The following is an 11,405-nucleotide window of genomic DNA, read 5'->3' as shown; positions in this document are numbered from 1 at the left end:
AAATCGCCTCGCTATCCTTGTAGCCAATCGCCACCAGTGGTTGTGACGACTTCCCACGGGAACCACCGGTCACCGTTGCCATTACGCTTATAAGTCATGGGCCGTTGACTATCTATGACCATCACTGTTTGACGGGCAAAACCGCCATATGAGTAGGTCAACACCAGCGCAGTATTACCATCTTGAGCATCAGATGCCAGTTGCGAACGGTTAATGCCCATGACTGACATTGACTTTATTTCACGATAAAAGCCCTCCGAGTATTCGGAAGGCTTTTTGTTTGTGTTTTGTGAAGTTGAATCAATGACAATCGTCGCATCTTGGCCAGGAGGTCCTTGCGGTCCACGATCACCTTTGTCTCCCTTTGGCCCCTGTGGCCCTGGGGTTCCTTGTGGACCTGGATCACCCTTTTGTCCTGGTAGTCCCTGTGGACCACGTGGACCTACTGGACCATCAGCGCCTGTCTTGCCTTGAGGACCAATTGGGCCAGGCTCCCCTTGTGGTCCTTGAGGGCCTGCGTCACCTTTGGGACCAGCTGGCCCGGTTTCACCAACATCACCCTTCGGTCCTGCGGGTCCTGGTGCACCGCCTTTGCCAGGTGGTCCCTGTGGTCCGGGCGTTAACTCAATCTTTTTTAAATCATCCTGTGTCACTAAATTGGCTACACTTGGCAAGTCGATATTGGCTTTAATATGGTCCCAGATATGTTGATAATCTCTTTTACCAAATAGAAAGTCGCCTTTTGGATCCAGCTTTGGTATCTTATTGATTCCGTCTGGTGAAGCCACTAGCATCTTCCCACCGCTAAGTGATGTGGTAGAAAAATCAAAGTCGACAAATGCTCCGGTTTTGAGTGGATAATCACCATCAGGATCAGTTACAGTACTTGGTGTTTCTTGTTGCTCAATAAGATGTCCAGTTAGATCAACATCTTTATCTAACTTGTCTTGATACTGGCCAAGCCCTGTTGAACAGTTAAATTGCCAGACATCTGCCTGGCTAGGTGCCTGGTCAACATCCCAATCAGCGATCCACCGGTAGACATTATTACTGGTTAACTCTTTGTTGCTAAAAAGACTGTACTTACTCAGTGAGCAGTACAATCCCGTGCGGTAGCCAGCTTGAAGCCAATTACGATAAAAACCGCGAAAAATACCAGGCCAACTACCAGTGATCTTCCCTTCTATGTCTAGGAAATAATAAGCATTGGTAAATAGACCTAAGTCATGAGCGTTCTTGATTGACCAGGAAACTTCACCATCTACGCCTTCGTAATAGTGATAACCATGTACGAACAGACCAGCCTGTTTAGCTCTAGTGAGGTGACTAGCAGCATTCTTATCCTGCGTGGTCCCATGACCTAGCCGGACAATCACTGCCTTAACACCATTGTTTTTCAAATCTTCAAAATCAATGGTTCTTGGTTGGTATTCAGAAACATCAACCACGTTGGCTTGTGTCATACTGCTGCACCTCACTTTCTGTCCACGTCTCACGACCAGAATTGGTAGCTTCATTGACAACTACTTGTTCACGTTGACGAGCACTCCCAGCGTTAGACGTGGTTGAGTTATCGAAGTCTAGGATGTTCTTAGCATTGGAGTTATAGCTGATCGTGGTTTGTGTGCTGTTCGATCTTGGATACCAGGTAAATCCAACTAGATTGACTGTGGTGATCCAATTCTTGGGCAGTACAGCGACACGGACCACATCTCCGGCAATCGGCCGTGCGACTGGCTGAGGAGTTGGCTGATCTTTTGGATCCAGGGTGGCCTCAATCGATAAGTCCGGGTTGGGCTTAAATTGTGTCTCTGCATAAGACTTCATCGCTTCTTTGTCTTGGATTGTGTCAGAAGTGATGTCATCTCCGTCGAAGGGACCCCAACGCTTTATGCTGTCATCATCTTGATACCAGAATGGCGGAAAGTAGTACAGTTCCTTGCTGTCAGTAGTGGTGGCATCAGTTCCATCATCTCCACCATCACCAACTACCTTAGCCATATCATCGTTACGTTCCCACCATGACGGTGGATACCAGCTAATTGGTTCTTCCTTACATACTTCGCCCAGCTGAGGTTCAAAAATCATGTTTGAGCCATCTAAAGCTAAAGTGATGTGATAGCTACTTCCGTGAGAACCGTAGAATCCCATGTCACCCGTTTGTGGTGAACTGACCTCATGACCATAGGCTTCCATCGAAACTGTGTAGGCTGGGATATTAATCCCAAAGTCCTTGTAGACTTGACTCACAAAGGATGAGCAATCCATCCCTGACATCGGGTTACCACCACGAGCACCACCAGCACCGCCCCAAACATATGGAACACCGAGATACTTACGAGCGTCTGCTTGAACTGCGGCAGCACCTTTACCTGCAGCGCCATTGGGTAAACCAGTATCCGTAGAGGTATCCTGCGTATACGTCGCGCCAACTAAACGCGCGCCATTAATCATGTTCGTGCTGTCGTAAGTTAGCGAGATTTCGGAAGTGTCGTGCAAGTAATCAATACGATGTCCATGATTCTGATAAAAAGCTTCGTTGGTATAAAACCGCAGATTCAAATTATCTGGGAAAAATACCGTGCCGGGCCAATACTCAAGGATGTGATCAATCATATCCTTGTATGACATTGAGGTATATGGATTAGTGACGTTGACTGCTTGGAAGTTACCGATGATCTGATAAGTGACCCCATAAGAGTTGTTTGTTGAAATCCACTTCAACAATGCATCAGGTGTGACAGATATTTGCTGATCACTATTATCATCGTTTGGAACGGTTGTTGATGGATTACCACTCCCGCCGCTATGCTCTATATCTCCCCAGTCAATATCGTCGCTATAGACTCTAAATCGAGATAGCTCATTAGAAATATGCGTCAGACTAACCTGCACAGTCGTAATACCAGCTGAATAGTCCGACTGTAATTGCTTAATGACAAACCATTGACCTTCAATTTCAATCATATTCTGTACCTGCAGCAAATTAAAAGCTTCACTGCCGTCATCAAAGGCAGTAAAGCTGGCTTGGTAGTTTGAGTTAACTTCCCACTCAACGGACACAGAGTCGCTTAAAACAGACTGGAGCACTGCCAGCGTATCCTGTGACGAAGCCTTTAGCGGATTAAAAGCACCGCTCTTTGGTTTCAACACCTTAAGTGGGGTCGTAAGTGTCTTACTCATGACAGATAGATAAATGGAAAACTAAAAGTGACATCGAGATTATCTGCTCCAGTACACTCAATATCATTCCAGCCAGTGGCTAATTTGATATAGCCAAAGTCTGTTTTCCCATTAGCTTGTTGATCATCCAAGTAAGTCGTCAACAAACGTCCATCCCAAACAATCTTATGACTGTTATCAGAACTCTCGTTATAAGTCCATGTGGTATCAGTGGTCTTGTTGTGGACTTTTAGCGAACTACCCGTAAAACGGATAATCATCTGTAAGTCGTGGTTCTGATAATAAGGATCAACATCAATGTCAGAAGCGTTGTACACCTTGAACTGGTCAGTCATAAAGTGATAACCAGTATTCCCCGGATGCAGCGGTAAGTTCATCCCCATTTGCCAACCATTCTGTTTGAAGGTGTAAGGACTATCACTGCGGTACAAGCTGTAGCGATATCCGGAGGGCACTTCAAACGGAATTGTAAAGTTAGCAAAGGATGATCCGGCCTCAGTTGGTGCAATATCAAAAGGCGTCGCATATCCGAAGTAAACTTTGGCACTATTGGTATCGGTTCTGACCCTAGTCAACTGCCTTGTACCAAAGATCTTATAAATGTGGTGCTTAGCAAGTTGATAATCAGTCCAATTCCGAAATGACAACAAGAATCTTTCGTTGAAAGTCCGCTTAGCAAAAGTTCGTCCTATAAAAATAGACCCGTCTCGACCGGACGCGTCTTGATAAGCATTAGTAAACTGCGGAGATGATGATCCATCATCTAGCCCTAAATAGGATAAACCAGGAATCTTATCCGTGATATCGAATTCATCCCCGCTACTGATTTTGACTTTAAAAAATGGTTTCATGCATCCACCTCCTAGCTAAAAGCACGCATTGAGGCATCTAGTGCTTGGCGCTTGTAAAGGCGCTTTACATCTAAGCTGCCTTGATTCTTAATGGCTTGGACAGTTGCATTGCCACTGCCTAATAATTCAGATAGCAAACCAATCATGGTATCCATCTTCTTTTCAACGTTCTTTAGGTTGTCATTACCTGATCCTAAAGTACTAATGCGTGGATCGTCAGCTTTAAAGCGAGTCATCAACTGACCTAATAACTGGTAAGCACGATCGCGTCGCGTAATGTCAGTCGGAATAATGAATTCTGGCTTGTTGCGTTCGGCAATTTCATACAGACCATGAGTTGTAATTTCTCCACCATTGGCATACCCATGACCATTACCTAAAGCGGATAAACTTGGTCCATAACGATGTAAGGCATAGTTCAATCCAGCAAGAATATCATCAAAGCCGTTCCATAAGTTGCCATGCCCAGGTAGCTTGTACGCATTGAAAGTACCCATCTTAGTTTGCATTAGACCTAATGCAGGTCCTGAGCCGTCACCATCAGGGTCAGCACCTGGTTGACGAGCAAGAGGATTGCCACCTGATTCTGTCTTAATTTGTCTTAAAACCTTATCAACGAGACTCGAAGACAAATGCAACATAGCTAAAGCACGCCGGACATATGGACGCCAACGGGCAACCCCAGAACCGCCAGGATTAGCCATGACTTCCAATTGCTTTTTAACCCAGTTCACCATGTTCTTAGCAATAAATACAGGTACGTGTTGTACCAAATCAGTAGCAAACTGGACAGGTGTAGATACCTTAACAAATTTATTGAAAACAGACTCCATAAATTGGATTGGGTGTGCCAAGAACTTTTCTGTATTATCCAGGAAATTCTCAGCATCATCTTTAAGATTTCCAAAGAAGTTACCAACGGCATCCAACGTCCCATCAGCGTAATGAGGAATGATCCCCATCATTCGTGACAGCTGATAGCTTCGTTCCCCATCTAATACCGACGTACCAGCTGGTAAAGGAACCACCATATTCCGGACAGCCGGGAACATCCCCATCTTGCCGTTTGGCAGACGATAAAGTTCTCGGTAGTGACTGGTAGGTGCATCATTGACCTTTGCTAATCCGCCCGGATGAGTACCAGGAGTACCCACAGCATAGCTAGGCATTGGAACCGACCAGGTGCCACCAATCTTGGAAGCACCGACCTTTTCCAAAACCCAGTTGATACCTTTATGTAAGTCCTCCAGCATATCGTTAAACGGCTGAATGATTCCACGAACTAAGTCAACAAAGTGATCATGTATGGACTTCTTTGCATTAGCGACTGTATCGCCAATATTGCCCATCTTAGATTGCCAAGACTTAACCATATCGCCCAGCCGACCATCAGTGAGGTCGTTCAACCGGTTGTACATGTCTCGGAAGATCGCATGGTGATACCGACTCATATCACGAGATGTACGTTGTGTATCGCGAGATAAACGATCCCAATGACCAGTCATGACATCGTGCCAGGTTCGTGTACGATCTTGAAGGACCTTATATCCTGATTGGAATACTTGACGGTGGCGACGGAACATCTGTCGGGTTTGCTTTTGGGTCTGCCGGCTTAACCAGTCAAATTGGCGGCTAATCTTTTTACTACCTTGACCGCCCCAACGGGTCATCTGTTGCCAGATAGTCTTGCCATCACGACTAGCTTGTTTTGCCATGTTTTTCCCAGCGCGAGAAAGGGACTTTTGTAAAGAACGATTGTGTTTATCCCATTCCTTTTCCGACTGAATATGGCGCTTCTTAACGTTCTTTTGGAATCTATCAAATGTTTTGCCAAGTGAATTGAAAATTCTAGCGACGCTTTTACCAAAGCCAGTAATGAATTTAACAGCTTTACCAAAAGCGCCATTCAGTGTCTTGACTAAACCTTTTTTGATTCCATCAACCCATTTTCTGAAAGGCTTATCGTTGTCATAAAGCCATTGAAAAGCAGCAATCAAAGTACTAATGGCCGTCATGATTACTCCAAATGGATTACTCATAAAGGCCATTTTCAGCGTAGTACCAAGAGTCCTAGCGCTTTGTCCGATTTGAAGAAAAGCAATTTTGCTTTTAGAAGCAAACGATCTTGTTACTGATCCAATAACTTGTCCAGTTTCCACAAACGCATTCTTGGTGGTCCTAGCTGCCGATTTAGCTGCTGATCCAACTTTGCGAATGTTGGCTTGAGCCGAACGAGTTGCTGCAGTCGCAACAACTTTCACCTTCTTTGGCAATCTTTTGACTGCAGCGCCCACCTTGCGAACACCATTACGAGCGGCCGTAGTCGCTGCACCAATTTTCACCCTAACAAACTTGGTTACCTTCTTGATCGATGAACCTAGTTTTTGAATCCGCACTTTTGCTTGTTGCGTCATAGCAACGACTCGGGTTTTAGTGTCTTTTGGCAGAGATAATAAATCCTTGCCCAACACTTTAACGTGACGAGCCGCAGCTATTACGCTCCGGCGAAAAGCGTTCAGGTCATTAATCAGCTTAACGGTTTTCTTGATCGCAAAAAGGGCGATGAGGGCTTTAGTGATCCCCTCAATCGCCTTCTGATGTTTGGCAATGCCTTCCATTGCATCCCCAAAGACTTTTATTCCACTCTTAGCAGTCTTACTACCTTTACCAGCAAGATGAAATGCTTTAGCAATACCCAAAATAATGCCGGAGAACGTGTTCCACACGGTCTTCAGCATGATTTCGGCAATTTTCGTCAAAGAAATGGCTACTTCTGCCATTCCAGTGATATTTTGCTTAGTTAGAACCTTAGCTGCCCCGTCAGCAACATGTGCAACAGCCTGCGCAACGCCGTTTAAGGCATTCTGAATGTTTTTGTTAGACAAAACCTTGTCCAAACTTTGCAATCCTGCCGTTGCAACGTTCATCAACGGTCGTGCAATCGTCCGCTGAGTACTCTTCCATGTTTCACTTAGATGGTGCATTGCCCCATCATAAGTATTGTTAAAGTACTTAGCGTTTTTACCGTAGTCTTTTGACGCCTTAGCCAAAATGTCGTTGAACTGGCTACTAGTCATCTTCCCAGATTGAACTAGTTGGTCAAATGACTTCCGACTCATTCCACTGGCCCGCTGTAAGGCAGTTGAAAAACCAGGTGCAGCTCGTTCAATTCGTCCTAAGCTCTGTTGAGTAACCTTACCAGCCGATTCGACTCGGGTCAGTGTCCGACTAAAGCTCTCCGTCTGTTCAGATGACAAGTGGAGTGTATCAGTCAGTGATGCAACACCCTTAGTTAGCTTCATCGTCTGCGGAATTGAGTGACCTGTTAAGTCATAGAAGCGCATTTGCAACGCTGTAACTGAGTCAGCCGACATATTACTGTTAGCCTTCAGATCGGCCATTTCCTTAGTCAACCGTTGAACACCGTTGTTAGAAACCCCTAAGTTAGACCAACGAGCTTGAATTTCACGACCAGCTAATGCAACCTTGTACCCGGTTTTGATGATCCCGGTTAAGTGCGTTTGCAACGTCGTTAATGCACTAGTCGCAAGGTTGCTGAGAAAAGCCCCGGTGAAAATATCACGAATCCGGTGTCCATTGTCGACTACCTGTTTTTCCGCACGAGATACTCCGAAAAGATCACGATGGAATTTCGACCAGCCGGTGTTGCTCTGCATGGTGGACTCCATTGACTTGATCTGGTTTTTAGTTTCAGCAATTGATCGCGAAACTTTGTCCAGGTCAGTCTTCCGGCGCAAATAAATGTTGGACTGTTTGCCTTCAGAATCAGCAGCCTTCTCAGCTAGTTTTTGAGCAGCACTCTCTTGCTTTGACAGGTTTTGCAGTGACTCACGTAGACCAGCTAACTTAGCCTTCTGGGCTTCAGCACTGTGGCCTTGTGCTTCCAACTTCGCAACATTAGCGTCAATTGCCCGGTTATTGGTATAGTATTCGTTTCTCAGTTCCTTGAGTCCTGAAGAAACATACTCAAAACTGTGTTTAGCGCGTTCCTGTTGCTTAGACAGGCTGGCAACACTACGAGCTGTGGATCCAAGTTGACGGTCTAAGACCTTCATCTCATCAGTTTGGTCTTTAGTGACCACTGCCGATGATTCCATCTCAGACTTTAAAGCCCGGCGACGAGTCTGTAACTGTTCCAGCTTGAGCTTTTGAACATCTAGTGTGTCGGATAATCCTTTATACCGAACTTCAGCAGCTTTAACAACATCCCCGTTAGCCTTAGCAACTGCCTGTTCCGCCTTCCAACTGGAAGTCAGCTCTTTAAAGCCGTTCGTCAATCGAGTGACGTTGTCACTTGCTTGTGCAGAATCGACACTAATTTTGGTCGACATCAAGGCTTGAATGTCGTTTGAATTTGCCATGTGCTTACCTCCTTTCCTCAAAGATTCCCGGCAAGGTTACATACTTCGCAGTTTTGCGTGAGCTTCAGCACTAGACATTGGCCGATCATCACGACTGCGAGCAGACCGAACTTTAAGCAGTTCAACCATATCCTCATCTTCTATTTGAGACGGCAAAACCCCGCTGTTAAACAATAATTGCTGTTCAAAGTATTCGATGTCTTCCTGTTCTTGTTTGGTATCATCAATTGCCTGGAACAGGTCACCAACTATTTTTTTGGGTCTTGATTCTTTCGTTCTTGGCGGGTCCGTTTTTCATCAGCTTCGATTTGCTGATCTGAAGCACCCTTAACACGTTGGATCACATAACTGATGTAATCAGCAAGAGAATTGCTGTCAGTTAAGTGGCTTTCGACCACTTCCATCTGCTTATCGTTCAAGCGGAAAGTTTCCTGTAAAAACTTCATGCCATCGTCCATAAACTGATCTTCGCTTTCCAGAATGTCAGTAATGGCATCCACATAGTGATCGTCTGATGGCTTAATTGCATCTGCTTTAGTGAACAGAGCTTGCATTTTAAGCACCTTGATAAGCATCTTGTTAGCAAGCTTGTACTTCTTTACAGATGGCTTAACCGTGAAAGGTTTTTGAAAGCCCATTGCATTTGCTTTAATCTTCATTCGAAATCCCTCCAAAAAAATTAGAATCTAAACCGCTATATTAATTAGGAAACTGGGGTAGTATCCTGACCAGTCCCAGAAGTGTGTGACTGGTTAGTTGGATCATAAGTTGCGGCAGTCTTGCCGTGATTTGCAAACTGCTTGTTAGTATCTTTGTAACCACCAAAGACTTCACTCAGCATTGCATCATAAGTGAATCCGTCATCCCCTGATTGGAACTGCTTGTAAGCACGTTGTGTACCAGTATCTGGGTCGATAAATACATTATCGTCAATTGGATTCAAGGCTTGAATCGTCAGTGCAGCATTGTAGTCAACTTCGTTTTGATTATCAGTCCCGTGATTGTGAGCCGTTTCATCAACGCTAGAATTGGCAAAAGCATCAAAGACCATGTTGCCCCAGTAGTCTTCACTGGCAACCAGGACAGCCACATGTGGTCGAATCTTTCCCAGTACATAGCCACCTTTGCCATCTGAAACATAACCCTTGATCTTCTGAGCAATGTCAAATGGCATGTCCAGCATGGTCAATGCGAGCTGTGGCCGTTGCAGACCATAAGCAATCCGCTTCAGCTTGTTGTTAGCGTACTGATCAGCACCCGTAGCACCCAATTGAGTGATATTGGCGGTTGTAGCACCTTGCCCATCCCCATCGACGATCACAACCCCGTCAGCGGATAGGCCCTTATCCTTATCAGCAACTAGCTTGCCAGTATCGCCATCGATAATCCCAAAGGCGACGTAATCGATACCGGTAAAGCTAGCACCCATCTTTTTAGCCATAGTTTTTTCCTCCTTTTTCCAATAAAAAAAGACGACTAATCGGTCGCCTTTAAAAATTCAGTTTTGACAAAATAAATCGTTTTAGTCAGTTGATCCGTGTCGGGGTCAAAAGAATGTTCGCGTGAGATTGCTACTTCCCAACGATGGTTCTTAAACCAACGCTGCAAAGCAATCTCAGCTGATTGGATATCAAAATCCGCATCAGCTGCATAGTAGATCTGAACTTCAACCCCGATTTCCATCGTGTTAAAACGTCGATTAGCATAACCCGATGGTTGGTTCTGATACTCGTCAATCCGCATCACGGTCTGAGAAGTGTCATTGACAAACTCATCAGGAATAGACGTTGTAAAAATATGATCGTCAGCGATCCACGAAAAGTGGGCCGCTTTAATTAGATCAGCTGCTTGATTAACTGGAAGGTCCATTGTTACTTCCCTTCCTTCACTGACTTATGATAAACATCAGCCATCTTATGGAACATTGTATTGGCGTGATCTTCACGTGAATGCTCTACAAAGTGGTCGCCGTGCATCTTTTTAGTCCCATCATTTAGGAAACGGGCAATGCGACCATGATTGACACCCGTTGTCTGGGTGCCTTTAAAACCGACCGTTGAAGTTCCATCAACTAAACCGTCCAAAGTAGTATCGGTGTAATCAACAGAATCGGCCAGGTGCTTGACTCGTCCACGCAGACGTTTGGGCACTTGATGATTAGCATCGTAGTGCTTCGACCTAGTATCTTCGGCTAATCCCTTTGACAAGACCTGGGCACCAGCCCGTGTCATCTGACGCTTAGTTTCCTGATTAGGAACCAATCGCTTAACCTGCTTTAAAAAGGCGTTCACTTGGTCATCAAACTCAGCCATTGGCATTCCCCGTCCTTTCTAATTTCTGAAGTGACAGAAAATCATAGGTCTGGTAGTTGGCGGAATCATCAACCGAAATATTGATGATCTTATACAGCGTTCCCTGGTACTTAACCTTTAACTTGTCATGAACTGCTGGATTATGTTTGATGACCAGCGTAATGGAGTCCTGATACTGGGTACCAAATTGAGCAAACAGACGATTCAGCGTAGTTTTTTGCGGATAGACGTGAAGGGAGAACTTACGAATAAACTGTGGCACTTGCATGCCTGTGTGGCGATTAGTCGTGGACTTAACATCCCCAAATTCAGCAACCGAATTGAACAAGTATGGTTGATACTTAACTGTTCTTGGCATTGCCATCGTCTGATCCCTCCAATCCATACTCAGCTTGCAGGTGAACGACTAGCATTTGAAAACCCAGGCTCATTCCACTCTCAAGTGTTCGATCATAGAACAGCTGCGTGGTCATTGTTAGAACGGCCCGTTTAAATAATTCATCTTGTAGATACTTATCGGTATCGATCTTTGAGTTGACCGAATGCTTAACGATTTCAATGGACTGGACGACTAATGATTGAATGGTTTGTTTCGTAGTTCCCACATCATCTAAGTTAAGTTCGGCCATCGCTTCATTAACCAGGCTATCTATGGTGTTAATTTCTGCCAATCGTGT

General features: G+C 45.0%; 10 protein-coding genes. All 10 read right to left on the bottom strand.

All coding sequences use genetic code 11. The features are described from left to right. Positions 1 to 11 precede the first annotated feature (11 nt). The 10 genes from Q0E49_RS00550 to Q0E49_RS00505 all read right to left on the bottom strand — a co-directional run bounded on the left by Q0E49_RS00550 (position 12) and on the right by Q0E49_RS00505 (position 11,399). Positions 12 to 1,463, bottom strand: coding sequence for a GH25 family lysozyme (locus Q0E49_RS00550; RefSeq protein WP_295745432.1), 1,452 nt, complete (start codon positions 1,461 to 1,463; stop codon positions 12 to 14). Further along, positions 1,441 to 3,183 carry a phage tail protein gene (locus tag Q0E49_RS00545; protein WP_295745430.1) on the bottom strand — a complete coding sequence of 581 codons (1,743 nt, stop codon included), beginning with the start codon at positions 3,181 to 3,183 and terminating at the stop codon, positions 1,441 to 1,443. Before Q0E49_RS00545 ends, Q0E49_RS00550 begins: the two co-directional genes overlap by 23 nt. Continuing rightward, positions 3,180 to 4,034 carry a phage tail family protein gene (locus tag Q0E49_RS00540; protein WP_295745427.1) on the bottom strand — a complete coding sequence of 285 codons (855 nt, stop codon included), beginning with the start codon at positions 4,032 to 4,034 and terminating at the stop codon, positions 3,180 to 3,182. Before Q0E49_RS00540 ends, Q0E49_RS00545 begins: the two co-directional genes overlap by 4 nt. 11 nt (positions 4,035 to 4,045) lie before the next feature. Then, complete coding sequence (locus Q0E49_RS00535) at positions 4,046 to 8,416, bottom strand: tape measure protein (protein WP_295745425.1); 4,371 nt, start codon at positions 8,414 to 8,416, stop codon at positions 4,046 to 4,048. Positions 8,417 to 8,664: 248 nt separating this feature from the next. Next, on the bottom strand, positions 8,665 to 9,075 hold the full coding sequence (locus Q0E49_RS00530) for a phage tail tube assembly chaperone (RefSeq protein WP_295745422.1): 411 nt from the start codon (positions 9,073 to 9,075) through the stop codon (positions 8,665 to 8,667). Between the two features lie 44 nt (positions 9,076 to 9,119). Continuing rightward, positions 9,120 to 9,857 (bottom strand): phage tail protein, encoded by a 738-nt coding sequence (locus tag Q0E49_RS00525; RefSeq protein ID WP_295745419.1) that lies wholly within the window; start codon positions 9,855 to 9,857, stop codon positions 9,120 to 9,122. A gap of 35 nt (positions 9,858 to 9,892) precedes the next feature. Further along, entirely contained in the window at positions 9,893 to 10,285 is a 393-nt protein-coding gene (locus tag Q0E49_RS00520) for a DUF806 family protein (RefSeq protein ID WP_295745417.1), read from the bottom strand. A gap of 2 nt (positions 10,286 to 10,287) precedes the next feature. Next, on the bottom strand, positions 10,288 to 10,728 hold the full coding sequence (locus tag Q0E49_RS00515; protein WP_295745415.1) for an HK97-gp10 family putative phage morphogenesis protein: 441 nt from the start codon (positions 10,726 to 10,728) through the stop codon (positions 10,288 to 10,290). Next, a complete protein-coding gene (locus Q0E49_RS00510) occupies positions 10,721 to 11,092 on the bottom strand; it encodes a phage head closure protein (protein ID WP_295745413.1) in 372 nt (123 codons plus the stop codon). The genes Q0E49_RS00515 and Q0E49_RS00510 overlap by 8 nt, the downstream gene beginning before the upstream one ends. Then, positions 11,070 to 11,399 carry a head-tail connector protein gene (locus Q0E49_RS00505; protein ID WP_295745410.1) on the bottom strand — a complete coding sequence of 110 codons (330 nt, stop codon included), beginning with the start codon at positions 11,397 to 11,399 and terminating at the stop codon, positions 11,070 to 11,072. Before Q0E49_RS00505 ends, Q0E49_RS00510 begins: the two co-directional genes overlap by 23 nt. Positions 11,400 to 11,405: the final 6 nt, after the last annotated feature.

The organism is uncultured Limosilactobacillus sp., assembly GCF_934202235.1.
Taxonomy (GTDB): domain Bacteria; phylum Bacillota; class Bacilli; order Lactobacillales; family Lactobacillaceae; genus Limosilactobacillus.
Note: the sequence above shows the minus strand (reverse complement) of the source record. Positions and strands in the feature narration are given on the sequence as shown.